This is a genomic window from Antarcticimicrobium luteum (genome assembly GCF_004358185.1).
GTDB lineage: Bacteria > Pseudomonadota > Alphaproteobacteria > Rhodobacterales > Rhodobacteraceae > Antarcticimicrobium > Antarcticimicrobium luteum.
Genome location: NZ_SMUV01000074.1, coordinates 157,486 through 183,317 on the forward strand (window position 1 = coordinate 157,486; position 25,832 = coordinate 183,317).

22 protein-coding genes and 1 tRNA gene are annotated in these 25,832 nt (G+C 68.4%); 13 read left to right on the forward strand and 10 right to left on the reverse strand.

Annotated features, from left to right (window positions below):
• Positions 1-210: 210 nt before the first annotated feature.
• From E1832_RS20815 to E1832_RS20875, 13 genes are all read left to right on the forward strand, one after another.
• Complete coding sequence (locus E1832_RS20815) at positions 211-1,185, forward strand: ABC transporter substrate-binding protein (RefSeq protein WP_133361707.1); 975 nt, start codon at positions 211-213, stop codon at positions 1,183-1,185.
• A 77-nt stretch (positions 1,186-1,262) separates the two neighbouring features.
• The gene (locus E1832_RS20820) at positions 1,263-2,030 is read left to right on the forward strand and encodes an ABC transporter permease (RefSeq protein WP_206021085.1); all 768 of its coding nucleotides are present in this window, start codon (positions 1,263-1,265) and stop codon (positions 2,028-2,030) included.
• Positions 2,031-2,063: 33 nt separating this feature from the next.
• Positions 2,064-3,110 carry a Rieske 2Fe-2S domain-containing protein gene (locus E1832_RS20825; RefSeq protein WP_133361709.1) on the forward strand — a complete coding sequence of 349 codons (1,047 nt, stop codon included), beginning with the start codon at positions 2,064-2,066 and terminating at the stop codon, positions 3,108-3,110.
• A gap of 2 nt (positions 3,111-3,112) precedes the next feature.
• The gene (locus tag E1832_RS20830; protein ID WP_133361710.1) at positions 3,113-3,850 is read left to right on the forward strand and encodes an SDR family oxidoreductase; all 738 of its coding nucleotides are present in this window, start codon (positions 3,113-3,115) and stop codon (positions 3,848-3,850) included.
• Entirely contained in the window at positions 3,847-4,659 is an 813-nt protein-coding gene (locus tag E1832_RS20835) for an alpha/beta fold hydrolase (RefSeq protein WP_133361711.1), read from the forward strand. Before E1832_RS20830 ends, E1832_RS20835 begins: the two co-directional genes overlap by 4 nt.
• Positions 4,660-4,686: 27 nt before the next feature.
• Complete coding sequence (locus E1832_RS20840) at positions 4,687-5,619, forward strand: VOC family protein (protein ID WP_133361712.1); 933 nt, start codon at positions 4,687-4,689, stop codon at positions 5,617-5,619.
• A complete protein-coding gene (locus E1832_RS20845; protein ID WP_133361713.1) occupies positions 5,616-6,404 on the forward strand; it encodes an SDR family oxidoreductase in 789 nt (262 codons plus the stop codon). The genes E1832_RS20840 and E1832_RS20845 overlap by 4 nt, the downstream gene beginning before the upstream one ends.
• A 20-nt stretch (positions 6,405-6,424) precedes the next feature.
• Positions 6,425-8,101 carry a thiamine pyrophosphate-binding protein gene (locus tag E1832_RS20850; RefSeq protein ID WP_133361714.1) on the forward strand — a complete coding sequence of 559 codons (1,677 nt, stop codon included), beginning with the start codon at positions 6,425-6,427 and terminating at the stop codon, positions 8,099-8,101.
• A 4-nt stretch (positions 8,102-8,105) separates the two neighbouring features.
• Positions 8,106-8,936 (forward strand): aspartate dehydrogenase, encoded by an 831-nt coding sequence (locus E1832_RS20855; RefSeq protein WP_133361715.1) that lies wholly within the window; start codon positions 8,106-8,108, stop codon positions 8,934-8,936.
• Between the two features lie 5 nt (positions 8,937-8,941).
• Positions 8,942-10,441 carry an aldehyde dehydrogenase gene (locus tag E1832_RS20860; RefSeq protein WP_133361716.1) on the forward strand — a complete coding sequence of 500 codons (1,500 nt, stop codon included), beginning with the start codon at positions 8,942-8,944 and terminating at the stop codon, positions 10,439-10,441.
• Positions 10,438-11,673, forward strand: coding sequence for an FAD-dependent oxidoreductase (locus E1832_RS20865; RefSeq protein WP_133361717.1), 1,236 nt, complete (start codon positions 10,438-10,440; stop codon positions 11,671-11,673). The genes E1832_RS20860 and E1832_RS20865 overlap by 4 nt, the downstream gene beginning before the upstream one ends.
• Positions 11,670-12,137 (forward strand): flavodoxin domain-containing protein, encoded by a 468-nt coding sequence (locus E1832_RS20870; RefSeq protein ID WP_133361718.1) that lies wholly within the window; start codon positions 11,670-11,672, stop codon positions 12,135-12,137. Before E1832_RS20865 ends, E1832_RS20870 begins: the two co-directional genes overlap by 4 nt.
• Positions 12,137-12,736, forward strand: a complete 600-nt coding sequence (locus tag E1832_RS20875) for a pentapeptide repeat-containing protein (protein WP_133361719.1) — start codon at positions 12,137-12,139, stop codon at positions 12,734-12,736. The genes E1832_RS20870 and E1832_RS20875 overlap by 1 nt, the downstream gene beginning before the upstream one ends.
• Before the next feature lie 13 nt (positions 12,737-12,749).
• On the opposite strand, the gene E1832_RS20880 is transcribed toward E1832_RS20875, so the two are convergent.
• The 10 genes from E1832_RS20880 to E1832_RS20925 form a co-directional block, all read right to left on the reverse strand.
• Positions 12,750-13,568, reverse strand: coding sequence for an IclR family transcriptional regulator (locus E1832_RS20880; protein WP_133361720.1), 819 nt, complete (start codon positions 13,566-13,568; stop codon positions 12,750-12,752).
• A gap of 128 nt (positions 13,569-13,696) precedes the next feature.
• The gene (locus E1832_RS20885; RefSeq protein ID WP_133361721.1) at positions 13,697-14,440 is read right to left on the reverse strand and encodes an SDR family oxidoreductase; all 744 of its coding nucleotides are present in this window, start codon (positions 14,438-14,440) and stop codon (positions 13,697-13,699) included.
• Positions 14,441-14,464: 24 nt separating this feature from the next.
• On the reverse strand, positions 14,465-16,033 hold the full coding sequence (locus tag E1832_RS20890; protein ID WP_133361722.1) for a class I adenylate-forming enzyme family protein: 1,569 nt from the start codon (positions 16,031-16,033) through the stop codon (positions 14,465-14,467).
• A gap of 82 nt (positions 16,034-16,115) precedes the next feature.
• Positions 16,116-16,913, reverse strand: coding sequence for a TIGR03084 family metal-binding protein (locus tag E1832_RS20895; protein ID WP_133361723.1), 798 nt, complete (start codon positions 16,911-16,913; stop codon positions 16,116-16,118).
• A 1-nt stretch (position 16,914) separates the two neighbouring features.
• On the reverse strand, positions 16,915-18,891 hold the full coding sequence (locus E1832_RS20900) for an acetyl/propionyl/methylcrotonyl-CoA carboxylase subunit alpha (protein ID WP_133361724.1): 1,977 nt from the start codon (positions 18,889-18,891) through the stop codon (positions 16,915-16,917).
• A 10-nt stretch (positions 18,892-18,901) separates the two neighbouring features.
• Complete coding sequence (locus E1832_RS20905; protein WP_133361725.1) at positions 18,902-20,521, reverse strand: acyl-CoA carboxylase subunit beta; 1,620 nt, start codon at positions 20,519-20,521, stop codon at positions 18,902-18,904.
• A 371-nt stretch (positions 20,522-20,892) separates the two neighbouring features.
• Positions 20,893-22,959, reverse strand: a complete 2,067-nt coding sequence (locus tag E1832_RS20910) for a TonB-dependent receptor domain-containing protein (protein ID WP_133361726.1) — start codon at positions 22,957-22,959, stop codon at positions 20,893-20,895.
• A 95-nt stretch (positions 22,960-23,054) separates the two neighbouring features.
• Positions 23,055-23,450 (reverse strand): DUF2946 family protein, encoded by a 396-nt coding sequence (locus tag E1832_RS20915; RefSeq protein WP_133361727.1) that lies wholly within the window; start codon positions 23,448-23,450, stop codon positions 23,055-23,057.
• Positions 23,451-23,622: 172 nt separating this feature from the next.
• A tRNA-Thr gene (locus E1832_RS20920) sits at positions 23,623-23,697 on the reverse strand.
• 150 nt (positions 23,698-23,847) lie between these two features.
• On the reverse strand, positions 23,848-25,626 hold the full coding sequence (locus E1832_RS20925; protein ID WP_133361728.1) for a laminin B domain-containing protein: 1,779 nt from the start codon (positions 25,624-25,626) through the stop codon (positions 23,848-23,850).
• Between the last annotated feature and the right edge of the window lie 206 nt (positions 25,627-25,832).

Sequence of the window (25,832 nt, forward strand, 5' to 3'; positions counted from 1 at the left end):
CGATCTGGCCGAAGCGGTGCTGATGTCGGACCGCATCCTGGTCCTGAGCGAGCGGCCCGGCACCATCATCGCCGAGATCAAGGTGGACCTGCCGCATCGCAACGAGCCGATCAAACGCCGGGTGCTGCCGGAGGTGAGCGACTATGCCGCGCAGCTCTTCAAGCACCTCAAACTCGAAGAAAAAGCAGCCTGACAACCGGGAGAATCAAGATGAAGCACAGTATTTTCAGAACCATTGCCGCCGCCGCGCTCGCCCTTTCGGCGACCGCCGCGCTGGCCACCGACAAGGTAACCTATCTGTTCCCCGCCCCTGACTTTCTGCCGGCCTTCGCGCCGTTCCAGCTTGCCAAGGGCAAGGGGTATTTCGACGCCGCCGGCCTTGACGTGACCTTTCAGGTCGGCAAGGGCGGCGCCGATGTGGCGACCCAGGTGGCGCTGGGCAATGCCGATCTGGGCGGCGGCATCGGCGACACGCCGATCATCGTGCGCGCCAACGGGCTCAAGATCAAAGGCGTCGGCCTGCTGGGCGGACGCGGGTTGACGCAACTGGCCTGGCGCGCCGAGAGCGGCATCACCGGCCCCGCCGACCTCAAGGGCAGGTCGATCGGCGTGCTGTCGTTCCAGGACACCACCTATTACAACCTGCTGGGCGTGCTCGCCTCGGTCGGCCTGAGCAAGGATGACGTCGACATCCAGGCGGTCGGCCCGGGCGGCATCATCCAGCTGAGCATCGCGGGCAAGCTGGACGCGCTGTCCGGCGTACCCGAATGGATCGCCGCCATCGAGGGCGCCGGCGTCAAGATGGAACAGATCCCGGTCGACAGCGTGTTCCCGGCCATGGCGCAGGCGATCATCGCCTCGGACGCGACCATCGCCGAGCGCCCCGAGGTTGTGCGCGGCTTTGTGCAGGCGGTCCTCAAGGCGATCGGCGACATCAACGCCGACTCGGCGCAGGCAGCAAAGGATTACGTCTCTTTCGTGCCGCAGCATTCCGGCAAGGAGGCCCAAGTCGAGGGCATCCTGCGCGCCTATTCCACGCTGATCTATCCCGAGAGCGAGAACCAGCCGCTGGGCGCCTTTGACCCGGCACGGATCGCCGAGGTGCAGAAATTCTATCTCGACGCCGGGATCGTCCGCACCGCGGTGCCGGTCGAGGATCTTTATACCAACGCCTTCGTGAAATGACCGACGCGACTGCAACCCAGGCCGGGGCGAAAGCCCCGGCCGTCACCCGAAAACCGGCGAACCCCGGGGGACCGCGCATGGACCACCGCCTGAAAACAACCGTCGCAAGCCTTGGCCTGCTGGCCCTGGTCCTGCTGGCCTGGCAATACCTGCCGACGGCGCTGGACGTGCCCAAGTACATCATCCCGACGCTGACCGACTGCCTGTTCGAACTCAAGCGCATGTGGCTCTACGACGGGCTCACCGCGCATACGCTGTCCACGGCGCTGTACACCCTGCTGGGATTTGCCATCGGCAGCCTGCTGGGCGCCACGCTGGGCTATCTGCTGGGCATGTCGGCGTTCTGGGAAAAGGTGCTCTCGCCCTATATTCTGGCGCTGCAGATCGCGCCCAAGGTCGCCTTCGCCCCGCTCTTCATCATGTGGTTCGGTTACAACTCGGTGCCGAAGCTGCTGGTGACGGTTCTGATCGTGTTCTTTCCGGTGCTGGTCAACGTGCTGCAGGCGATGCGCACCGTCGACCGCGACCTGATCAACCTCGCCCGCGCCTATAGCCTCAGCCGTCTGGGCATCTTCTGGAAGATCGAGATGCCCTCGACCCTGCCCAACCTGATGGCCGGTCTGCGCATCGCCTCGACCCTGGCGGTGATCGGCGTGACCGTCGGCGAGCTGGTCGGCGGCAACACCGGGCTGGGGTATCTCATTTCCTACGGCGGCGGCCAGGCGAATGCCGCGATGGTCTTCAACGCCATCGTCCTGCTGACCGTGATCGGTTTCGTCCTCTACAGCGCGCTGGTGCGCATCGAGGACCGCGTATTGCACTACCTGCCCAAGGCCCATGGCTAGGCCCGGCGGATGACCCAAAAGGGAGATCAAGAAATGACTGCCATCGACAAGAAAACCCTGATCGAAAAACGGGTGAACGAGGGCCTGCGCGGCCAGTGGTACCCGATCTGCAAATCGGTCGAGGTCAAGACCAGCCGCCCCTATGGCACCCGGCTGCTGGGCGAAAAGATCGTGCTGTGGCGCGACGGCGCCGGCAAGCTGCGCTGCATCGAGGATTTCTGCCCGCACCGCGGTGCGCCGCTGAGCTATGGCGAGATCCACGAGGGCAACATCGGCTGCCGCTATCACGGGGTGGTCGTCGATGGCGACGGCGTCGTGGTGCGGGTGCCGGCCATGCCCGAATGCGCCCTGGAGGGACGCAAGGCGCTGACATCCTATGCGGTGACCGAGACCAACGACGCGGTCTTTGTCTATATCCCCTCGGTCGATCAGCCCGAGCCGCCGGAACTGGTGATGCCCGACGTGATGGACGACGACGCCTGGGCGGGGTTCCTGTGCACCTCGGTGTGGGAGGCGAACTATCGCTATGCGCTCGACAACCTGGCCGACCCGATGCACGGCTGCTACCTGCATGCCGAAAGCTTCACGCTGGCCTTTGGATCCAAGCAGGATCTGATGAAGCTCGACAAGACCGAGCATGGCTTTCGCATCGAGCGCGTGGGCCAGACCGGCGCGAATTTCGACTGGACCGAGTTCGAGGTCTATCCGGGCGACATGTTCTGTTTCCTCGAAATCCCCTATCCGGCGGCGGCGGGCCCGGGCGGGGTGTTCCGCATCATCGGCTTTGCGACGCCGATGGATGAGCACACCACCAAGGTGTTCTTCTGGCGGATGCGCCAGGTCGAGGGGCTGGCCCGCGAAAGCTGGCGGTTCCTCTATCGCGCCAAGATGGAAAAGACCCATTGGGACGTGCTGGAGCAGGACCGGGTGATGCTGGAAGGCATGCCCGACGATGCCCGCAAGCGCGAGATGCTGTATCAGCATGACCTCGGCGTCAGCCGCATCCGCCAGGTGCTGACCCGCGCCGCCAAGGCGCAGATCGAGGCTGAGCTGAAACAGCAAACGGTCGCGGCGGAGTGAGCATGCTGAACGACCGGCATATCCTGCTGACCGGCGCGGCGCGGGGTCTGGGGGCGGAGATCGCCCGCGGCCTCGCCGCCCAGGGCGCGCGGCTGATCCTGGCCGATGTCGCCGAGGACGAGGGGCGCGCAACCGCGGCCGAGGTCGGGGCGGCGTTTCTGCCCGTCGATCTGGGCGATCCGGCGGCGATCGCGGCGCTGGGGGCGGCGGTCGCCGAGCGGACCGGCGGCGGGCTGCACGGGCTGGTGAACAACGGCGCCATCGCCACCGGCATCGGCGGCATCGGCTTCGAAGACATCGACATCGACACCTGGGATCTGGTGCAGCGCGTCAACGTTCGCGGCACCTGGCTGATGACTCGGGCCTGCGCGCCAATGCTGCGCGCCAGCGGCTCGGGGCGGGTGGTCAACGTCGCCTCGGACACCGCGCTCTGGGGCGCGCCGAACCTACTGTCCTATACCGCCAGCAAGGGCGCGGTGATGGCGATGACCCGGTCGCTGGCCCGCGAACTGGGACCGGACCGGGTCGGCGTGACCGCCGTGGCGCCGGGGATTCTGACCACCGAGAGCACCGAATACGTCCCAGAGGCGCGCCACCGCCTTTATTCCGAGGGCCGCGCGGTGCCGGGGCCGCAGGGGCCGGGCGAGATCACCGATGTGATCGCCTTCCTGCTGAGCGAGGGGGCCTTGGCGCTGACCGGGCAGGTGTTGCCGGTCAACAACGGCTTTGTGTTCAAATGACCGGCTGGCAGACCCATAGCGCGGTCGGGATCGAGTATCTCGAACGCCCCGGCGAAGGGCCGGCGCTGGTGCTGCTGCACGGGATCGGTTCTCAGGCGGCCTCGTTCACGCCGCTGCTGCCGTTCCTGGCGCCAGAGCTGCGGGTGATCGCCTGGAACGCGCCGGGCTACGGCGGTTCCGACCCGCTGGCGCAGGACTGGCCGGTGGCCGCCGATTATTCCCGCGCGCTGGAGCGGTTTCTGGATGCGCTGGCCCTGCCCCGGGTGATGCTGCTGGGTCATTCGCTGGGTGCGCTGATGGCGGCAAGCTTTGCCGCCGCCCGGCGCGAGCGGGTGGCGCGACTGACCCTCGCCGCGCCGGCGCTGGGCCATGGGGTGCCGCGCGGCGGTCAGTTGAGTTCGGCGGCGCAATCGCGCATCGACGATCTGGAGCGGCTGGGCGCCGCGGCGCTGGCCGAGGCCCGCGCCGCACGGCTGGTCCACGCGCCCGAGCAGAACCCCGAGGCGCTGGAGCTGGTCCGTGCCGGCATGTCCCGGGTCACCCTGCCCGGCTATGGCCAGGCGGCGCGGATGCTGGCCTCGGGGCGGCTGCTGGACGATGCCGAGCGGCTGTCGGTGCCCACCGATGTGATCGTCGGCGCCGAGGACCGGGTGACGCCCCCCGACGGCGCCCGCCGCGCCCATGACGCCCTGCGCGCCGCCGCCCGCGGGCGCTTCACCCTGCTGCCCGAGGCCGGGCACGCCCTTTATCAACAGGCCCCGGCCCGGTTCGCCGCCGCGCTGGAGCTGACACCCGAACCCGCGGCGTGACGCGCGGGAACCGGAGGAGACAACAGGATGACCGAGACCATACGAACAGGGGGCCTGCGCGGCATCATGATGCGCGGCCCCGGCCTGCCTGACACCCTGCCCTTTTACCAGGACATGTGGGGGCTGAAACTGGCGCACAGGACCGACGGCACCGCCTATCTGCGCGGCACCGGGACCGAACCCTTTCTCTACGGGCTGACCGAGGGGGATGTCTTTGGCATCGAATATGTCCATTTCTCGATGCCCGACCGGGCCTCGATGGATGCGCTGCACGCGCAGGCCATGGCGCGCGGCGCCGATGTGCTGGGCGCGCCGGCGGAGTTCGACGACTGGCCCGGCGGCTATGGCTTCGAGCTGCTCGATCCCGACAACCGCCGCCTGCGGTTCCGTACCGACGCCCGCGCGCTCGACGCCGAACGCGAATGGGCGATGCCGCGCAAGGTCAGCCATGTGGTGCTGAACACGCCGGACATGGAGGGCGTGCAAAGCTTTTACGAGGAGGTTCTGGGGTTTCGGGTGTCGGACTATTCCGCCGACCAGATGGTGTTCCTGCGCTGCTCGTCCGATCACCATGCCATCGCGCTGGTGCGCGCCCATTATCCCAGCGTCAACCACGTCGCCTTCGAGCTGCCCTCGATCGACGAGTTCATGCGCTCGATCGGGCGGATGAAGCAGAAGGGGCATGTGCCCACCTGGGGGCCGGGCCGTCACGGGCCGGGCAACAACCCGTTCGCCTATTTCGTCTCGCCCTCGGGGTTCGTGATCGAGTTCACCTCGGAGGTGCAGCAGATCGACGAGGTCACCCACGAGGCGCAGGTCTGGCCGCGCGACGTGCCGGAAAAAATGGATCTGTGGATGACCGCCGGTCAGCCGACCCCGGCGCAGCGCGCGGTGATGCAGGGGCGGCCCGATCCGGGCTTTGCCGAATTGCGCAAGGCCAACCGGGGGGCGGCGGAATGAACCTCGGCTATGACAACGCGGTCGCCGTGGTCACCGGGGGCTCCTCGGGGATCGGGCTGGCCACGGTGCGGGTGCTGCTGGGTGCGGGCGCCAAGGTGGCGCTCTGCGCGCGCAACGAATCCCGGCTGGAGGATGTCGCCGGGGTGCTGCGCCGCGACTTTGGCGGGGATAGGGTGCTGACCGACGCCTTTTCGGTGCTGGACGAGGCGGCGGTCAACGCCTTCGCCGACAAGGTGCGCGACACCTTCGGGCGCTGCGATCTTCTGGTGAACAACGCCGGTCAGGGCCGGCAGTCGACCTTTGCCGACACCACCAACCAGGACTGGCGCGAGGAATACGAGCTGAAGATCTTCAGCCAGGTGCTGCCGATCCGCGCCTTTCTGCCGATGCTGAAGGAGGCGAGCGGCGCCATCGTCGCGGTGAACTCGCTGCTGGCCTACCAGCCGGAAAGCCACATGGTCTGTACCTCCTCTGCCCGGGCGGGGGTTCAGAACATGCTGAAATCGCTGAGCCAGGAACTGGCCCCCGACGTGCGGGTGAACTCGGTCCTGATGGGGCTGATCGGCTCGGGCCAGTGGACCCGCCGGTTCGCCGCGCGCGAGGATCAGAGTGTCAGCCGCGAGGACTGGTATCGCGATCTGGCCCGGCGCAAGGGCATCCCGCTGGGCCGTCTGGGCGACGCCGAAGAGGCCGCCAACGCCATCGCCTTTCTCGGCTCGCGCGCGGCCAGCTACATCACCGGCGCCCAGCTCGACGTATCGGGCGGGCTGAACCGGCACATTTAAGGACATTCAGGGACGTGGGCATGAAATACGAACAGATCCAACAGGCCGCGACCGTCGGCGATTTCATCGCGGGGGCGCTGGCCGATATCGGAGTGACGACGATGTTCGGCGTCATCTCGATTCACAACATGCCGATCCTCGACGCGGTGGCGCGGCAGGGGCGCATCCGGTTCGTGCCGGCGCGCGGCGAGGCCGGCGCGATGAACATGGCCGACGCCTATGCCCGCGCCTCGGGCGGGCTGGGGGTGTGCCTCACCTCCACCGGCACGGCGGCGGGCAATGCGGCGGGCGCGCAGGCCGAGGCGCTGACTGCGGGCAGCCGGGTTCTGCACATCACCAGCCAGGTCGATACCAACCTTGCCGACCGCGACCGCGCGCCGATCCATGACGTGCCGAAACAGGCCGAGATGCTGCGCGGCATCTCAAAGGCGGTGTTCCGCATGTGGGACGCCAGCGGCGCCATCGGCACGCTGAACGCGGCCATCTCGGCCACGCTGTCCGCCCCCACAGGGCCGGTCAGCCTGGAAATTCCCGTCGATGTGCAGCGCAGTCCGGTCGCCTCGGCCGCCCGTCTGCATCCGGCCGCACCGGTGCTGCCGCGCGCCTCCGACGCGATGATCGACGAGCTGGCCGGATACCTGCAGGCCGCCAAGCGCCCGCTGATCTGGCTGGGCGGCGGCGCGCGCGGGGCCGCTGCCGAGGCGGCCGAGCTGATGCGGCGCGGCGCCGGCGTGGTGACCTCGACCAACGGGCGCGGCGTGGTGTCCGAGGAGGAGCCGGCGACGCTGGGCGCCTTCAACATGGGCCCCGAGGCCGCCGCGCTCTACGACAGTTGCGACCTGATGCTTGTGGTCGGCTCGCGCCTGCGCGGCAACGAGACCCGCAACAACAAGCTGTCGCTGCCGCGCCCGCTGTTGCAGATCGACGCCGACGCGGGCCAGGGCGGGCGCAACTATCCGGTCGACGCCTTTGTCCATGGCGATGCCGCCGACACCCTGCGCCGGCTGCTGGACCGGCTGCCGGAGAAGCTGGCGACCGACTCGAACCTGGGTTTCGACATCGCCCGCGCCCGGGCCGAGGCCGAGGGGCGGCTGCGCGATCAGCTTGGCCCCTATCGCGTGGTGGCCGATGCGCTGAGCGACAAGGTCTCGCAAGAGGGGCACATCTGGGTGCGCGACGTGACCATCTCGAACTCCACCTTTGGCAACCGCTATGTGCGCCTCACCGATCCGAAACAGGGTGTGCATGCGCTGGGCGGCGGCATCGGGCAGGGGGTGGCGATGGGGATCGGCGCGGCGCTGGCCTGCGCGCCGGACACAAGGGCGATCACCCTGCTGGGCGATGGCGGCACCATGCTGGGGCTGGCCGAGGCGATCACCGCCGTCGAGGAGAACGCGCCGCTGGTCTATGTGCTGATGAACGATCAGGCCTATGGCGTGATCCAGAATATCCAGGACGCGCAATATGACAGCCGCCGCCACTTCTCGGCGCTGCGCGTGCCCGAGTTCGGCACCTTCTGCGCCGCCATCGGCCTGCCGCACCGCAAGGTGGCGGATGTGGCCGATTTCGCCGCCGCGCTGGACGCCGCGGTTGCCGCCGGAGGGCCGCAGCTGATCGAGGTGGACATGTGCGCCATCGGCCCGTTTTCCGAGGCCTTTGCCGGCCCGCCCGCCGGCGCGGCGCAGAAGGCGGAGTGAGCAAATGCGGCTTGGCCTGATCGGATACGGCAATATCGCCGCGACCCTGCTGGGGCTGCTTGAGCGGACCGGCGTGCGCCCGGCGCATCTGGCGGTGCTGGCGCGGCCGGGCAGCGGCGCGACCGTGCGCGCCCGGATCGCGGCCGATGCCGCCGACGTTCCGGCGCTGGCCGGGGCGGCGACGGTGGTCGAGGATGCCGCCGGGCTGCTGGGCTGCGCGCCCGATCTGGTGGTGGAATGCGCCGGGCACGGCGGCGTCGCGGCGCATGTGCCCGCGATCCTGCGCGCCGGGGTGGACCTGGTCCTGGTCTCGGTCGGGGCGATGTCCGATGCGGCGCTGGAGGCCTCTCTGCGCGCCGCCGCGACCGAGGGCGGCGCCCGGATCATTCTGCCCGCCGGCGCGGTGGGCGGTATCGACCTTCTGGCGGCGCTGGCGCCTGCGGGGGGGCTGGAGGTGATCTATCGCGGCAGCAAGCCGCCCCGCGCCTGGGCCGGAACCCCGGCCGAGGCGGCGCTGGATCTGGATACGCTCACCGAACGCAGGGTGTTCTTCCAAGGCAGCGCACGCGAGGCGGCGCGGGACTATCCCAAGAACGCCAATGTCGCCGCCACGCTGGCGCTGGCGGGCGCCGGGTTCGAGGCGACGCGGGTCGAGCTGATCGCCGACCCGGCGGCGGCGGGCAATATGCACAGCTACGAGGTGCGCTCGCCGGTGGCGAATTATCGGATGGAAATCGAAAACCTGCCCTCGGCGGGCAATGCGAAAACCAGCGTGTCCACGGTCTACTCGGTCTTGCGCGAGGTCCGGAACCGCATGGCAGTGGTGGCAATATGACGGATATGAGCTTTGACGAAATGCCGGACGGCCGGCTTTTCCTTGCGGGCGAGTGGCAGGCCGGGACCGGGGATGAAATCACCTCCGTGTTTCCCGCCGATGGCAGCGTCAACCGGGTGCTGCGTGGCGCCTCGCGCGCCGATGGGATCGAGGCGATCGCGCGGGCCGGGGCGGCGCAGGCCGATCCGGCCTGGCGCGGGCTGAAACCGCACGAACGGGCGCGATACCTTTATGCCATCGCCGACGGGATCGAGGCGAACATCGACCGCATCTCGCGCATCCAAAGCCGAGACACCGGAAAGACGCTGCGCGAGACCGCGGCGCTGGCCGCCTCCGCCGCCGGCACCTTCCGCTATTTCGGCGCGGTGGCCGAGACGATGGACGAGGATCTGACGGCCCAGCGCGGCACCGCGCTGACCCTGTCGGTGCATGAGCCGCTGGGGGTGGTGGCCGCGATCACGCCGTGGAATTCGCCGATCGCCTCGGATGCGCAAAAGGTCGCCCCGGCGCTGGCCGCAGGCAACGCGGTGATCCTCAAGCCCGCCTCCTGGTCGCCGCTGACCGCGCTGGAGCTGGCCCGTATCGTCGAGGCGGCGGGCCTGCCCAAGGGGCTGTTCTCGGTGCTGCCCGGCTCGGGGCGCGAGATCGGCAACCTGCTGGTCGAACATCCGGGCATCGCCAAGGTCAGCTTCACCGGCGGCACCACCACGGGGCGCGCCCTGGCGCGCAAGGCCGCCGACAAGCTGATGCCGGTCAGCCTGGAACTGGGCGGCAAATCCCCCACCATCGTCTTCGGGGACGCCGATATGGATCAGGCACTGGCCGGGATCCTGTTCGGCATCTTCTCATCTTCCGGGCAAAGCTGCATCGCCGGATCGCGGCTGTTCGTGCAGCGGGGGATCTACGACGAATTCGTCGCGCGGCTGGTGGCGGCGACCAAGCGGCTGAAGGTCGGCCACCCGTTCGACGCGGCGACCCAGGTGGCGCCGCTGATCCACATGGACCACCGGGCCGAGGTGGCCGATCACGTCGCCCGCGCGATCGCCGAGGGTGCCCAGCTTCTGTGCGGCGGTGCCGCCCCCGATGGCGATCTTTATGCCAAGGGCAGCTATTACCTGCCCACCATCCTCGCGGGCGTGAAGAACACCGACCGCATCTGCCGCGATGAGGTGTTCGGCCCGGTGCTGGTGGTGATGCCCTTCGAGGATGAGGAAGAGGTGATCGCGCTGTCGAACGACAACGACTATGGCCTCGCCTGCGGCATCTGGACCCGCGATTTCCCCAAGGCCTGGCGCGTCGGCCGGGCGGTGAACGCCGGCACCATCTGGCACAACACCTACAAGCAGTTCTCGATCTCCACCCCCTTCGGCGGCGAGGCCGACAGCGGTGTGGGCCGTGAAAAGGGCCGTCAGGGGCTGCGCGCCTATATGGCGCAGAAAAGCGTTTACACCGATCTCACCGGCCAGATGCATCCCTGGGCCGCCGCGACCGTGGAGGGGCTATGACCGCAGGCAAGATCGCAATCGTCGGCGCCGGCCCCTCGGGCTGTTTCCTGGCGCAATCGCTGCTGAAATCGGCGCCCGGGCTGGAGGTCGATCTGATCGACCGGCTGCCGGTGCCCTATGGCCTTGTCCGTTATGGCGTGGCCGCCGACCATCAGGGCACCAAGGGTGTGGCGCGGCAGTTCGCCCGCGTGTTCGAGCGGCAGGGCGCGCGGTTTTTCGGCAATGTGACACTGGGCCGCGACATCACGCTGGAGGCGCTGCGGGGGGCCTATGACGCGGTGGTGCTGGCCGCGGGCCTCAGCCAGGACCGCCCGCTGGGCATTCCCGGCGCCGATCTGCCCGGCGTTCACGGCGCCGGAACGCTGACCCGCGCGCTCTATGACCACCCCGACGCCGGCGGCCTGCCCGGCCTCGGCCCGCGCCCGCTGATTGTCGGCAACGGCAATGTCGCCATCGACCTGCTGCGGCTGCTGGCCAAACAACCCGGAGAACTGGACGGATCGGACCTCGGCCCTGTCGCCACCGGCTGGCTGGCACAGAGCGGCATCGAGGAGATCACCATCGCCGGCCGTTCGCCCGCCGCGCAGGCCAAGTTCGACACGGTGATGATCAAGGAACTGGCGAAGCTCTCGGGCGTCAGCATCCGCGTGCTCGGCGCGGGGTCCAGCGACGATCCGGCGGAACAGAAGAAAATCGACGCGGTGCAGGCGCTGGATGGCATCGCCACCGGCCCGCGCCGGGTCACCTTCCGCTTTGGCCTGACGCCGGTCGCCGTTGTGGGGCACAGCCATGTCGAGGCGGTCCGTTTCGCCACAGACGCGGGCGAGGAGGTGGTGCCCTGCACCTCGGTGCTGACCGCGATCGGCTTCGGCCCCTCGGGCGATCTGCCGCGCGAGGCGCTGCTGGCCGATGCGACCGACGCCGGGGCCGGCGCGCTGGCCCCCGGCCTATATGCCACCGGCTGGTTCCGGCGCGGCCCGCGCGGCACCATCCCCGACAACCGCGCCGACGCACAGGCGCTGGCGGCGCGCATTCTGGACCAGCTTGCCCCCGATCCCGCCAAAGCCGGCCGCGCCGCGCTGGCCGGTCTGGCGCAGGCGGTGGATTACACCGGCTGGACCCGGATCGATGCCCATGAGATCAAGGCCGCGCCCGAGGGACGCTGCCGCGCCAAGATCACCACCCGCGAGGAGATGTTGCGCCTCGCCCGCCACCAGGAGACCCCGCAATGAAGATCACCATTCTCTACGGCACCGAGACAGGCAATGCCGAGATGCTGGCCGAGGACATCCAGTCCGAACTGGAGGGCGGGCACGACGTCGATTGCCTCAACCTGTCGGACATGGCGCCGTCCGATTTCGATGCCTCCCGCCTTTTTCTGCTGGTCTGCTCGACCTATGGCGACGGCGAGCTGCCGGCCTCGGCCCAGCCCTTTGCCGAGGCGATGGCGGCGGAACAGCCGGACCTTTCGGCGCTGCATTTCGCCATCTTCGGTCTCGGCGACAGCGAATATGACGAGACCTTCAACCACGGGCCGAAAAAGCTGGCCGAGCTGATGCAGGCGCATGGCGCGCATCAGATCGGCGAACGGGTGGCGCATGACGCCTCCGGCGCCGACATGGCCGAGGATCTGGCCTTTCCCTGGGCCGAAGAGGTGATCGCGCTGGCCGGCGCGGCGCTGGGCGAGGCCGCCTGATGACCCCGCAGGAGATCCGCGACCGCCTTACCGTGCCCTGGCGGCATGGCGCATATGTCGACCTGCGCGGGATCACCTGCGACGGGCCGCTGGATCTGGCGGGCTGCGCGCTGACCGGGGTGGATTTCTCGGGCGCGCGGTTTGCGCAGGGGATCGACGCGCGCGGGGCGCGGTTCGACGGGTTGAGCTGGTTGCGCGGCGTGAGCTTCGGCGGCCCGGCACGGTTCGACGGCGCGCTGTTCATGAACGACGCAAGGTTCGAGCAGAGCCGCTTTTCCGGCCCGGCCGGGTTCCGGCGGGCAGAGTTTCGCGGCATCGGGCGGTTCGACGATGCCCGGTTCGAGGCCGGCGCGGATTTCTCGGACAGCGTCTGCTATGGCAATGTCTCGCTGCAGGGGATCGCGGCGCGCGGGACGGTCAGTTTCCGCGGCGGCGAATGGCTGGGCGGACTGTGGTGTCAGGGCGCGCGCCTGCCCGAGGGCACCGACCTGACCGATACCCAGGTGCATGGGCGGCTGTGGCTGCGCGACGCGCGGCGCGGCAATGCCGCGCTTGGCTCGGGCGATTTCGGCATGTCGTTCGGCTATACTTATTTCTGAGCGGGCCGCGCGCCTACATCTGATCGGCCGACCAGCCGCGATAGCCCAGCGCCTCGGATATGTCCCGCGCGGCGGCCTTCAGCGCAGGCTCGATCCGCGCGACCATCGGGCTGCCCTCGGCAAAGGCGCTGGCATGACCGGTGACGTTGATCGCGGCGATGGCGTGGCCCTGATGATCGTGCACCGCCACCGCCGCCGAGCCGATCTCGGGCTCGAAATTCGCCACGCTCCAAGACATGCCCCGGGCGCGGTCCGCCTCGAGCTGGCTTTGCAGTTCCTCCAGCGTGGTGCGGGTCTTTTCGGTATAGGCCTCCAGCGCCTTGCCGGCATAGAGCGCACGCAGCGCGGCGGGCGTCAGATCGGCCAGCAGGATGCGCCCGATCGTGGTGGCATGCGCTGGCAGGCGGGTGCCCTCGCGCACGGTGCTGGCCAGGTGCGACACCGGGGTTTCCCGCGCCAGATAGACGATCTCGCGCCCCTCGCGCACCCCCAGATGCGCCGAGAGGCCCAGCGTCTTGACCAGTTCGCGCAGCACCGGGCGCGCGGTCGGGATGATGCCGCGCTCGTTCAGCGCCTCGGAGGCCAGCGCGATCAGCCCGGTGCCCAGCCGATAGCCCCCCGCCTCGGGCAGGGGTTCGATCATCCGCTCGGCCTCCAGCGTCGCCAGCAGCCGGATCAGCGTGGTGCGGTTGATGCCGATGTCCTTGGCCGTCTGGCTGGAATTGCGGCACCGGTTCCCCGCCGCGATATGACGCAGAAGGCGCAGCGCGCGTTCCACCGGCGGCACCGAATAGTCCGGGCCGGGCTTTTGCGCGCTGTCACTGTCTGTCATGGCCGGCCCCTCAGGTCATCCAAATATGAACGCTTTTTTCCTAATTGATCAGGGCCAGGCAATGCAAGCCCTGCCGCGCCAGACCCTGTCCGCCGCACCTGACGCACCGCGCCCGGCCGCTCAGCGCCTCACATTTCCTCAAAGCCCTGATAGAACCGGTTGTGCGTGGGCGAGATCAGCACCTCGTTGATGCAGGCGTGCGGCGGCATCTCGGCGACGAAGCGCACGGTCGCGGCCAGATCATCGACCTGCAACATGCGCGCGCGCTCGGCCTGGCTGGGGGGCATGGGGCGTTTATCCATGATCTCGGTCGCCACCTCGCCGGGCATGATCACGGTCGCGCGGATGCCGTGCGCGCCGCCCTCCTCGTTGATGGATTCGCCCAACGCGATCACCGCCCGTTTGGTGGCGTTATAGGCCGCGCCGGTGAGCCGCCCGGGGTATCGCCCGGCCCAGCTTGAGATCAGGATCACCTGACCGCCGCCGCGCGCCCTCATCCCCGGCAACACCGCGCGCACCGGATGGAACACGCCGTTGAGATTGACGTCGACGACCGTGCGCCAGTCCTCGTCGCTCAGTTCGAAAAGCGCGCGCTTGGGCACGTTGAGCCCGGCATTGGCGAGCAGGATATCCACCTGCCCGATCCGCTCCGCCGCTGCGGCGACCGCATCGGTATCGGAGACGTCGAGCAGCTCGGCGCGCGCCAGCCCGCCCTCCGCCTCGATCAGGTCGACCACCTTTTGCAGCGGCTCCAGCCGGCGGCCGGAGACCACCACCTGCGCCCCCGCATCGGCCAGCGCCAGCGCGGCGCCCGCGCCGATGCCGGTGCCGCCGCCGGTGATCCAGGCGCGCTTTCCATCCAGATTTCTCATCGTCTGTCCCCTCTCTGGCCCTTCTCAGGCCGGTTGTCTGACCCAGTATGGCGCGCGCAAGTCGCGCTTGAGGATCTTGCCGATGGAGCTGCGCGGCAGCGCCCCGCGGATCTCAACCACCGAAAGCCGCTGGCTCTTGCCCAAGACCTCGTTGGCGCGCGCGCGGATCTCGTCCGCGCCCCGCGCCGCACCGGCGCGCAACACCACCAGGCCCAGCGGCGTCTCGCCCCACTGCTCGGACGGCACGCCGATCACGGCGGCGTCCACCACGTCGGGGTCGTCCAGCAGCACCCGTTCCAGATCGTCGGCAAAGATGTTCAGCCCGCCCGAAATGATCATGTCCTTCTTGCGGTCCGACAGGATCAGGAAGCCGTCCTCGTCAAACCGCCCCATGTCGCCGGAACGGAAAAACACCCGGCCCTGATCGTCGCGCCAGAGATAGTCCTCGGTCAGGTCGTCGCGCCCGAAATAGCCCGCCATCATGGTGGGCGAGCGGCCGACGATCTCGCCCACCTCGCCCGGCGCGACCTCGCGGCCCTGATCGTCGATCAGCCGGATCTCGCTGCCCGGGGCGGGTTGGCCGACGGTGTGCAGCTTGTCGGGGTGTTCATGCGCGGCCAGCATGGTGATGCCGCCGCCCTCGGTCAGCCCGTAAAGCTCGGTCAGGGTGCCGGGAAAGCGGGCCAGCGCATCGCGCTTCACATCGGCCCGCAGCGGCGCCGAGGTCGACCATTTGAAGCGCAGCGCGCTCAAATCGAAGTCGTCGAAATCTTCCACGTCGAGGATGCGCTTGTACTGCACCGGCACCAGCATGGTGTGGGTGATCCGCTCGGCCTCGGCAATCTGCAGCCAGCGGCGGGCGTCGAACTTCGCCATCAGATGCACGGTGGAGCCGCCCGCCAGCGTCGGCAGGAACGACACGATTGTGGTGTTGGAATAAAGCGGCGTCGACAACAGCGTCCGCGCATCCCTGTCGTAGCCGCTGAGCGCGATCCGGTCCATCTGCGCCGCGCGCAGCCCGTGGTCGTGCAGGATGCCCTTGGGCGTGCCGGTGGTGCCGGAGGAATAAATCAGGTTGAACCGGTCCGTCATGTCGATGGGGATCAGCGGATCATGGTCCGGGGCCGCCGCCAGCAGCGCCTCGTAATCGTCCCCCTCGGCTGGCTCGAAATCCAGTGCCACCACCCGCAGCGGCAGAGCGGCAATGGCCTGTTCGGCCAGCTCCCTGTAGGCCTCGGCCAGGAACAGCAGCCGCGCACCGCAATCGGCCAGCATCCCGGCAAGCGCCGCCGGCGAGGCCATGGTGGATAACGGCGTCACGCAGCCGCCCGCGCGCAGGATGCCCATGAACAGCTCCGCATAGGCCGCCGAGTTGGGCGACAGGATCGCCACCGGCTCGCCCTTTTGCATACCCCCGGCGAGCAGCGCGTTGGCGACCCGGTTGATGCGAGCGTCGAACTGCGCCCAGCTCAGCCGTGCCGCGCCGCAGACCAGCGCCTCGGCCGCCGGTTTGTCCCGCGCCGCCGCGCGCACCAGATCCACCACGGTCGCACGGGTATGGTCCGCCCCGGACGGGCGTTCGAATTCGATCATGCGGTTTTCCTCCCCTCGCACGCCGCGATCCTAGGGCGCGGCGCGGCGCGATGACAAGCCGGTCGCGCAGTATGCCTATCGTTTAGCCTTTTGCGGCCGTGAACCTTGTGCCGGGCTCGGGCGGCGCCTCCTGCCCGCCGGCGAAACATTGCGCGGTTTCCATCCAGCGGGTCGCCACCGGCCCGGTGACCTTGAGCGCGGTATCGGCGATGTTGCGGGTCTGGGTGACCACCCGGGCGAAGTCCGCCGCCGCCCCCTCGATCAGATCGGGCGAGGCTGGATCGCCAAACTCCCAGATCGCCCCAGAGGGCGCGGTGAGGCGCAGGCGCGGCATCTGGTCCGGCACCTCATGCCCCTGCACCTTGTGCGACCAGGCAAAGGTGTTGACCCCCAGCACCACGATGTTGCGGATGCGGTCGGCGTCCTGCCGCGCCACCCCCAGCAAATCGAAGATCTCCTGCCCATGCGCCCAGGTCTCCATCTGCCGTGCGGTGATCGAGGAGCGCGCCGACATCTCCGGCCCCGCCCATTTCACCCGGGTCTTCGGGTCCACCTCGGCCCAGCGCGCCGCCATGTCGCGATACTGCGCCCGCCAGGCATCATAGAGGGCGCGGCCCCGTTCGCCGATCGCGGCATTCTCGACCGGGCGCATGCCGCGTTCCATCATCTCCGGCAGCGCCGCGCCGATCCGGGCGTCGAAGCCCGCCGGATCGGTCAGCGACATATCCGCCGCGCGGTTCCAGAAATAAAGGTGCACGATCACGTCGTTCACCCGCCAGCCCTTGAACTGGGTGGCGCGGGTCCAGTCCGCCTCGGGCAGATCGGCCAGAGCCGCCGCCAGCGCCTCGCATTCGTCGAGAAAATCCTGCGCCTGCTGCATGTTACTCCTCCGGTTCGATTTCGATCATCGCGTCGCCGCCCGCGATCTGGGCGCCGGGCGCGACATGCACCGCGATCACGGTGCCGGCGGTGGCGGCGGCGATCTGGTGCTGCATTTTCATCGCCTCCAGCACCGCCAGCGTGTCGCCGCGCGCCACCCGGTCGCCGGGCGCCACCGCAACTGACAGAACCTGCCCCGGCATCGGCGCCGCGACATGACCGCTGGCGGCGCCGGCGGCATCGTCGCGCCCGGCCCCGGGCCGGTGAAAGGTCAGCCGCCGCGCGCCCCGGGCAAGGTGGAGAACCTCTCCTGCCCCGGCATGGGTCACGTTATGGCGGCGGCCGCCGATACGGGCGCGCAGCGAGGTTTCGGACATTTTTTCGATCAAAACGTACACTTCGGATCCGCCCGCCCAGACCCGCCAGCCATCCGGCGCGGCGGCGATACGGCAGGTCAGCGTCTCCCCGCCGAAGTGCAGCGCCAGATCGCGCGGCAACAGCGGCGTGCTGGACCAGCCGAGCTGGTCGGCGGGCACATGCCCTGCGCGGGCCAGCGCGGCGGCGCGGTCGCGCTCCATGAAGAGCACGGCGGCCAGCGCGATCTCATCCGGCGACGGCGCGGCGGCGGCAAACCCCTGTGGGTAGCTTTCGACCAGAAATGCGGTGGTGGCCTCTCCCCCGGCGAAGGCGGGCTGTCGCAGAACATCGGCAAGGAATTCGGTGTTGGTCACGGTGCCGAGCAACACGGTTTCCTCGACCGCGCGGATCAGCCGCGCGAGCGCATCGGCGCGGGTGGCCCCGTGGGCGACGATCTTGGCCAGCATCGGGTCGTAGAAGGGCGAGACCTCCATCCCCGTCTCGATCCCGGCGTCGACGCGGATGCCGACGCCTTCGGCCGGGTGCCAGAGCGTGACCGGGCCGGTGGCGGGCAGGTAATCCTTTGCCGGGTCCTCGGCATAGAGGCGCACTTCGATGGCATGACCGGAGAGGCGCACCTCGTCCTGGGTGATAGGCAGGGCATCGCCCCGCGCCACGGCGATTTGCAGCGCCACCAGATCGAGGCCGGTGACTAGTTCGGTCACCGGGTGTTCGACCTGCAACCGGGTGTTCATTTCGAGAAAGTAGAAGGCCCCGTCTTCGTCCAGCAGGAACTCCACCGTGCCGGCGCCGCGATAATCCACCGCGCGGGCGGCCTGCACCGCCGCCGCGCCCATCGCCGCGCGCAGCTCTGGCGTCACGGCGGGGCTGGGGGCCTCTTCCACCACCTTCTGATGGCGGCGCTGGACCGAGCAGTCCCTCTCGCCCAGGTGGAGGCAAGTCCCGTGGCTGTCGGCGAAAACCTGAATCTCGACGTGGCGCGGCCGCAGCAGCGCGCGTTCGAGGATCAGCTCGTCCGAGCCAAAGGCGTTTTCCGCCTCGGACCGGGCGCGGGTCAGCGCCTCGGGCAAGTGCGCGGCGTCGTGGACAAGGCGCATGCCGCGCCCGCCGCCGCCCGCCGCCGCCTTGACCATCAGGGGAAAGCCGATCTGCCCGGCCGCCGCGATCAGGGCGGCATCGGATTGATCGGCCCCCTCATAGCCCGGCAAGCAGGGAACGCCGGCCCCGCCCATCAGCCGCTTGGCCCCGGCCTTGTTGCCCATCGCCTCGATCGCCTCGGGCGTGGGTCCGATGAAGACAAGGCCCGCCTGCCCCACCGCGCGGGCGAAATCGGCGTTTTCCGACAGGAAGCCATAGCCGGGGTGGATCGCCTGCGCCCCGGCCTCTTGCGCGGCGTGGATGATCTTCGCGCCGTCGAGGTAGCTGTCGGCGACGGGACCGGCGCCGATCTCGACCGCCGCGTCGGCCATGACCACATGCGGCGCGCCCGCGTCCGCCTGCGAATGGACCGCGACGCTGCGCAGGCCCATCGCGCGCAGGGTGCGGATGATCCGGCAGGCGATCTCGCCGCGATTGGCGATCAGGATGGTATCGAGTGTCATCGCCGCCCCCTCAGAACCTGTGTACGCCATAGCTGCTGGGCCTCAAGGTCCGCGCCTGCCCCTCAAGGCAGGTTTGCAAGCAGAAGCCCAGCACCCGGCGGCTGTCACGCGGGTCGATCACCCCGTGATCCAGCACCTGCCCCGAGGTATAGAAGGCCCCCGACTGGCGGTTGAAATGGGCCGTAATCATCGCGCCTTGTTTGGCGAGCTTTTCCTCGTCGACCTCCACGCCCTGGCGTTTTGCCCCGGCACGCGCGACCATCTCCATCGTGCCGGCGGCCTGGTCACCGCCCATCACGCCGGTGGTGGCATTGGGCCAGGCAAAGAGGAAATCGGGCCGATAGCCATAACCGCTCATCCCGTAGTTTCCGGCACCGAAGCTGGCGCCGATGTAAAGCGCGATGCGCGGCACATCCACGTTGCTGACCACCTGGATCATCTTGGCCCCGTGCTTGATCATGCCGGCCTGTTCGTATTCGGTGCCGACCATGAACCCGGTGGTGTTGCTGAGAAAGATCAGCGGCGTGCCGGACTGGCCGCAGAGCTGGATGAACTGCGCCGCCTTGGTGGCGCCGGCGGGGTCCAAGGGTCCGTTGTTGCCGATGATGCCCACCGGGATGCCGGTAATCGCCGCCTGCAGGCAGAGCGTGGCGGGACCGTAACCGGGCTTGAATTCGTCAAAGCCGGAGCCATCGACGATGCGCGCCACCACCTCGCGCATGTCGTAGGGAATGCGGTAGTCGGTTGGCACCACGCCGGCGATTTCGTCGGGGTCGAGGGCGGGCGCGGCATAATCGGGCACCGCGCGGGACGGCAGGCCGCGGTTCCAGTCCAGCCGCGCCACCACGTCGCGGGCCAGCTCGGCGCCGTGGACGTCATCCTCGGCCAGGTATTCCACAAGGCCGGATTTGCTGGCGTGCATTTCGGAGCCGCCAAGGTCGCGGTCGTTGGCCCGCTCCCCGGTGGCGGCGTGCACCAGCGCCGCCCCGGCGAGCGCCGCCATGCCGTTCTTTTTCACCCCGATCACGTAATCGGCCATGCCGGGCATATAGGCGCCGCCGGCGGTCGAGGGGCCGTGCAGGACGGCGATGTTGGGAATGCCCGCCGCGCTCATCCAGGCGAAGTTTCGGAACAGCTTGCCGCCCTCGGCCCAGAGGCCGACGGTGTATTCCATCAGGTTGGCGCCGGCGCTTTCGACCATGTGGATAAAGGGCAGCTTGTGGCGCAGCGCGAGCGATTGCAGGCTGAGCACGGCGGGCAGGGATTTTTCGCCCATGGCGCCGGCCTTGATGCCGGAATCGTCCACCAGCACGGCGCAGCGGGTGCCGGAGACGAAACCGATCCCGGCGATCAGCGAGGAACCGGGGATGGATGTCTCCGCGTCCTCGGTATCGGTGAGGTAGCCGGCCAGCGTGTGCAGCTGGAGGAAGGGCATCCCCGGATCGAGCAGCCGCGCCAGACGTTCGCGCGGGGTGATCTGGCCGCGCGCCTCGAACCGCGCCCGGCGCTGTTCGGAGAGGGCGACAGGACGCGCCTCGAGCGCGCGGAGCTGCTCGATCAGCGCCAGCATGTCGGCGCGGTTGCGCCGGTAGCTGTCAGAGCCGGTGACGATGCCGCTGGCGAAGCTCATGTCGCGCGCCCCGGTTTGGAACCGGCAACCGGTTCGGCGGAGATTTGCGCCGGGCGGGCGCGCAGTTTCCGCGCAGCCCCCCTGCCCTGCCCATCGGGGCGCAGGCTGGCGATGCCGCCGCCGTTCCGCAAGCTGCCGGTCACGCGATGTCCTTTCCGATCCTCCCCCGGCGGCCCGTGCAGACCGCCCGTCCCGAACTCTAGAGGCGGCGCGCGGCCGCGATCAACGGCCATTCCCGGCAGCGACGTGACGGAACGGCCGCGGCGGGCCGTGCGGCGCGGCCCGGAGTTACTGCTGCTGGGAGAGGGGCCGCCGCTGCGACGCGGCGGCGAACCCGGGGGGCGGGTGTCACCGCCCCCCGGAAAGGCGGGTCAGAACCGCGCCTCGATCTTGAGATAGAGGCTGCGGCCCGCCTCGTTCACCTGAGTCAGCGTCGGGTCGAACACGTTCGACCGGCTCAGGTGATTGGCGTAGGTCAGGTCGGCGACGTTGTTGACCCCGGCCAGCAGCACCGCGTTGTCGCTGAGCTGGTAGCTGCCGAACAGGTCAAGCGTGGCCCATCCCGGGGTCCGGGCGGGATCGCGTGCCGGGTCGATCCGGGTCTGGGTGGTGGCCCAGTTCACCCGCGCCCCGGCGCGCCAGGCGTTCTTGCCATAGGAGGCCGCGATCTGACCGTTCAGCGGCGGGATCTGCGCCAGCGCGCGGTCGTCGGTAGTGTTCTGCCCATAGGTATAGGTCGCGTCACCCGAGATCATGAAACCGCCGCGCTCCCACGCGCCCGACAGCTCGACCCCGGCCAGCTGCGCCGTCACATTGCGGTAGGTGGTCACGCCGGGCACCGAGAAGGCGTCGCGCAGGATGAAATCCTCGACATGATCGGCATAGACCGAGGCGTTCACGCTCCAGTTGTCGCGCCGGGTTTCGACGCCGAAATCGAGCTGGTAGTGTTTTTCCGGCGCGATGTCGGGGTTGCCGACCCAGGTGCTGCGCGCCATCGCCCGCTCGGTCGCGTCGGCGGTGCGGACCGACCGGGACAGACCCGCGAACAGGGTCGTGCCCGCGTTCAGGCTGTATTCCAGCCGCGCCAGACCGCCGACATTCAACTCGTTGCGCGGCGCGTTGAAGTCGGTGCCATATTGCATGGTGTAAAAGGCGTTCGCCGTCATGCCCATGCCGCCGGTGGTCGGCGTCGCCGCCGCATCGGCCGTGGCCCGCACATAGTCGACGCGGCCGCCGTATTTCACCGTCAACCGCTCGGACAGCTCGGTCTCGGCCTCACCATAGAGGCCGGTCTGCTCGATGGTCACATCCGGCCAGCTCAGCGCCACCTGCAGGGCGGGCAGCCGCGCCTCGATCCCGGCGATCGGCCCCATGTAGCCCTCGGCAAAGCGCGTGTTCGACTGGTAATCGAGCCCGAACCTGGCCTTGGTGGCGCCGAAATCGAACTGCGCCTCGAGCTTGCCGCCGGTGGTGTCCGAGGTGGTCGGCGAGACCATGCCCATCATCGCACCGGGATTGCGCAGCGAATAGTTGTCCATCACATGGTCAACCTCGCTGCGATAGAGATTGCCCTCAATCCGGCGCAGCGCGCCGATGTTCAGATCGACGCCGCCGCGGAAGCGGTAGACATTGGTATCCGACAGCGGGCTGTCCATGCCGGCGCCGGCAAAAAGCACATCCTCGGCCAGGTCGCGCTCGACGTCGAAGGCGAGGTCGAGACCGTTTTTCGCATAGCCCAGGGTCAGCCCGGTGCTCTGCTGGTCATAGGCGCTGCGGATGACATTGCCGGAGCCGTCGGTGTAGTTGCCGGCGGAGCGTTTTTCGGCTGACCCCTTGAGGTAGAACCCCTGCCCCAGATCGAAGGTGACGGTGCCGCCGACCTCGCTGGTGTCGGAGTTGGTGGTGAAGCCGGAGTGAAGCTCGGCCTCCCAGGGTTTGCCGGCGGCCAGGTCGGGGGCGTCGCGCTCCAGGATCACGGTGCCGCCGGTGCCGCCCGGCCCGTTGGTCACGCTGCTGTAGCCGCGTTCGACCACCACGCGGTCGGCCCGGGACAGGGCGGCGGTGGAGGCCGGCGGGTCCATCCGGTTGGGACAGCCGCCATAGGTGAAAGAGCCCGCGTCGATGATGTTGAGCTGGTTCTGCTGCTGGCCGCGGATGATGACCTCGAGCCCATGGCCGCCCATGCGCCCGGCGGTGACGCCGGGCACCGAGCGCAGCACCTCGCCGCCGTCGATGCCGGGGGCCAGGCTCATGCCGCCCGGCACGAATTCATAGGAGGAGGCCCCGGCGATCTCGGTCTCGACATCGACGGTGATGGGGGGCAGCTCGATCACCTCGCCCCCGGTTTCGGGGCGGCTCGCCTGCGCCACCGCGATGCTGGAGAGCGAAGACAGGAGAAGAGCGGTCGCGCCGATGCGCGCCGGTTTGGTATGTATCATTTCATTTCCCTTTGATTATCGTTGAACGACTGCGCGCGGGTGCAGCCGCAAGGCCGCGCGCGCAGATCGGGCGCCGGTGTCACCGGAACCGGGGTTCAGACGGTCAAAGGGGGCGCGCGGATGGCGGCGGATCGGACCGGCCGCGCGGGATGCGACCGGGGACCGGCGGCCAGCGGGTAGCGGACAGGATGAAATTCGACCGCCGCAAGCGCGCGGTCGGGCTGGTCGAACACAAGCACGGCGCCGGTGATGCAGAGCGGGCATTTCGCCCCATGCGGCACGGCGGGCCGGTCCTGTGGCGTGCCAGCGGACAGATCCAGCGTGATCGTCTGCAGCCCGTCCTCGGTGCACAGGACGACCTCGATCCCAGCGCCGCCCTGCGCGGCGGAGGTCGGCGCATGCATGAAGGCGAATTGCACGGTGAGCAAAACGGCCAGCACGGCCGGCACGATGCCGCCAAATCCCGCCCTGAATGCATTCCCGATCTTCATGGCGCGTCTTGTGCCCCGCCCTGCGCAAGGCCCGCAATGGGCAAAGACCCGCCACCCATGCCATTCTTCAGATGTGTGGTTTTCCTGCGCACCCGAGCGGAAAGTTTCCGGGGAAAATCGCGGCCGGAATCGGTTTTCCGGCGCGGATCTGTCAGTTGTTCCGGGGTGAAAATGGTGCTGCTGGAGAGAATTGAACTCTCGACCTCTCCCTTACCAAGGGAGTGCTCTACCTCTGAGCTACAGCAGCGCCGTGGGCGGCTAGTTAGACGCAAATATCGAAGGGTGCAAGCGCTTCTTTGGAATTTTTTCGGCGCGGCGTCACCGCCTTGCGGCGGCGGGCCGATGGCATCCGGGCGGCCCCCCGCAAGAGGGCCGCCCGCTGCCGGTTCGGCACGGTTCAGAACAGGAAATCGGCCGCGTCCAGATCCGCCAGATGGACGCCCACCAGGGTGATGACGTCGCCGCCGGTGGCGTCGATGACCACATCGGCGCCGACCTGGGTCATGTGGCTGCCGGAAAGATCGGCGAAACCGGTGATCTCGGACATGTCGGACAGGTCGATCTTTTCGTCGTCGCTCAACGCCTTGAACTTGAAGATTTTGTCCGAGCCCGACCCGTCGGAGAACCGGAAGGTATCCGCCCCCAACCCGCCGAAGAACCTGTCGTTGCCCACGCCGCCGTCCAGCAGATCCCTGCCGGCGCCGCCTTTCAGCCTGTCGAACCCGTCCTGGCCCAGAAGCACGTCGGCGCCATTTTCGCCGAGCAGCTTGTCGCCCCGTTTGCCGCCGGCCAGCAGGTCGGCGCCGGCGCCGCCGATCAGCAGGTCGCTTCCGCGCAGCCCCTTGAGCGTGTTGTCGCCATCCGACCCGATCAGCGTGTTGTTCCGTGCGTCGCCGGTTGCCCCGAGGTCATTGTCACCTGACAAAGTCAGGCTGGTCACGCCATCGAGCCTGAGTTCGGCATCGACGGCCCGGTTCGAGGTCACGGTCAGCCGGTTGTCGGTGACCACATAGCTGTCCGCCGTCACCGCGGTGGCCTTGTTGATCTGCACCACATTGCCGTCCTCGCTCGCCGCCAGCGCATCGCCGAGCGTGTCGTGGTTCGACACCAACAGCCCCAGCGTGGTGTCGGACAGTACCCGAACCGCCGAGGGGTCGGGGCTCAGCTGGACGTTGTCCAGCCCGCCGGTGTCGCCGCCAACCACATATTCGCCCCGGATCCAGAGGCTGGTCACATCGGCGAGAACCGCGTCGATTTCGGCCTGGGTCGCCGCATCGCCCGACACCGATCCCAGCCGCCAATCGCTGCCTGTGTCCAGCGAAACCGCATAGTGCGTCCAGTCCAGCCCGGGGTTGTCCTCGGTGCTGAGCGCGATGGACTTGCCGCCGCCGGTGATCACGACATCGTCGTCGTCGAACTGGCTTCTGATCGAGGATTGCTTGAGGTCGAACTCCAACACACCGCCGGAATAGGCGGATTTGTCGCCGAGGTATTTCACCGGCGCCACGAAGTACCACACGGCGCCGGTGGCATAGTCGACCGCCTCGACATATCCGCCGGGATTGCCGCCGGTATCGACCCAGTCGAAGGCCTTGACGTCGGCGACGAAGGACCAGCCGTCAATTCCGGTATCAAAGGCCGAATCGACCTTCACGCCGATATAATCGGGCGGCGTCGCCGGCTCCTTTACCATAAGGAAATTATCGAGGTTGCTGGCATCGCCAGTGGTGCCATTGACGAATTCGCCACGCACAGAGAGCGACTGGAGATCGACCAGAACCGCCCGGATCTGCGCCTCGCTCGCCACCGAGCCGGACAGGCTGTTGACCCGCCATCCGCCGCCCAGCGCCAGGTTGACCGAATAGGCGGTCCAGTCGGTGCCGGGGTTGTCGCCCATGTCCAGTACCAGATTCACCCCGGCGCCGCTGAGAACGATGTCGATATCATCGAACTGGCTGGTGGTGACGTCCTGCTTCATGTCGAAGCTGATCGAACCGCCGTAAAAGTCGGACCGGTCCCCCAGATAGGCATCGGGGGCGGTGAAATACCAGACCCCGGTGCCGCCCTCGATGCCGCGCAGACTGCCGGCGGGGTCGCCTTCGGCCGTGTCGAAGATCTGTGTACCGTTGGTGGTGGTCCAATCTTCCAGACCGGCCGAAAAGGTACTGATTGTCATTTGCTGTCTCTCCAAAAGCGTCCGGGGAAGGCGACGTCGACCGACGCCGTGACAGGAAACAGACCCGTGAGGCGATGGCCCCTCCCCGTCCTAGATGTTAAAATTTTATTAGATTTTCAGAATTGAATCGTTGATGTGCCTCATTTGCGCCCTCCCCGCCCAGGGCACCGCTCAATCTGGACCAGCCCCCGGCGCTGCTGTAGAGA

Bases quoted from the DNA above. Each gene is read 5' to 3' on its own strand.
- E1832_RS20815 (WP_133361707.1), top strand. From the start codon at position 211: ATGAAGCACAGTATTTTCAGAACCATTGCCGCCGCCGCGCTCGCCCTT.
- E1832_RS20820 (WP_206021085.1), top strand. From the start codon at position 1,263: ATGGACCACCGCCTGAAAACAACCGTCGCAAGCCTTGGCCTGCTGGCC.
- E1832_RS20825 (WP_133361709.1), top strand. From the start codon at position 2,064: ATGACTGCCATCGACAAGAAAACCCTGATCGAAAAACGGGTGAACGAG.
- E1832_RS20830 (WP_133361710.1), top strand. From the start codon at position 3,113: ATGCTGAACGACCGGCATATCCTGCTGACCGGCGCGGCGCGGGGTCTG.
- E1832_RS20835 (WP_133361711.1), top strand. From the start codon at position 3,847: ATGACCGGCTGGCAGACCCATAGCGCGGTCGGGATCGAGTATCTCGAA.
- E1832_RS20840 (WP_133361712.1), top strand. From the start codon at position 4,687: ATGACCGAGACCATACGAACAGGGGGCCTGCGCGGCATCATGATGCGC.
- E1832_RS20845 (WP_133361713.1), top strand. From the start codon at position 5,616: ATGAACCTCGGCTATGACAACGCGGTCGCCGTGGTCACCGGGGGCTCC.
- E1832_RS20850 (WP_133361714.1), top strand. From the start codon at position 6,425: ATGAAATACGAACAGATCCAACAGGCCGCGACCGTCGGCGATTTCATC.
- E1832_RS20855 (WP_133361715.1), top strand. From the start codon at position 8,106: ATGCGGCTTGGCCTGATCGGATACGGCAATATCGCCGCGACCCTGCTG.
- E1832_RS20860 (WP_133361716.1), top strand. From the start codon at position 8,942: ATGAGCTTTGACGAAATGCCGGACGGCCGGCTTTTCCTTGCGGGCGAG.
- E1832_RS20865 (WP_133361717.1), top strand. From the start codon at position 10,438: ATGACCGCAGGCAAGATCGCAATCGTCGGCGCCGGCCCCTCGGGCTGT.
- E1832_RS20870 (WP_133361718.1), top strand. From the start codon at position 11,670: ATGAAGATCACCATTCTCTACGGCACCGAGACAGGCAATGCCGAGATG.
- E1832_RS20875 (WP_133361719.1), top strand. From the start codon at position 12,137: ATGACCCCGCAGGAGATCCGCGACCGCCTTACCGTGCCCTGGCGGCAT.
- E1832_RS20880 (WP_133361720.1), bottom strand. From the start codon at position 13,568: ATGACAGACAGTGACAGCGCGCAAAAGCCCGGCCCGGACTATTCGGTG.
- E1832_RS20885 (WP_133361721.1), bottom strand. From the start codon at position 14,440: ATGAGAAATCTGGATGGAAAGCGCGCCTGGATCACCGGCGGCGGCACC.
- E1832_RS20890 (WP_133361722.1), bottom strand. From the start codon at position 16,033: ATGATCGAATTCGAACGCCCGTCCGGGGCGGACCATACCCGTGCGACC.
- E1832_RS20895 (WP_133361723.1), bottom strand. From the start codon at position 16,913: ATGCAGCAGGCGCAGGATTTTCTCGACGAATGCGAGGCGCTGGCGGCG.
- E1832_RS20900 (WP_133361724.1), bottom strand. From the start codon at position 18,891: ATGACACTCGATACCATCCTGATCGCCAATCGCGGCGAGATCGCCTGC.
- E1832_RS20905 (WP_133361725.1), bottom strand. From the start codon at position 20,521: ATGAGCTTCGCCAGCGGCATCGTCACCGGCTCTGACAGCTACCGGCGC.
- E1832_RS20910 (WP_133361726.1), bottom strand. From the start codon at position 22,959: ATGATACATACCAAACCGGCGCGCATCGGCGCGACCGCTCTTCTCCTG.
- E1832_RS20915 (WP_133361727.1), bottom strand. From the start codon at position 23,450: ATGAAGATCGGGAATGCATTCAGGGCGGGATTTGGCGGCATCGTGCCG.
- E1832_RS20925 (WP_133361728.1), bottom strand. From the start codon at position 25,626: ATGACAATCAGTACCTTTTCGGCCGGTCTGGAAGATTGGACCACCACC.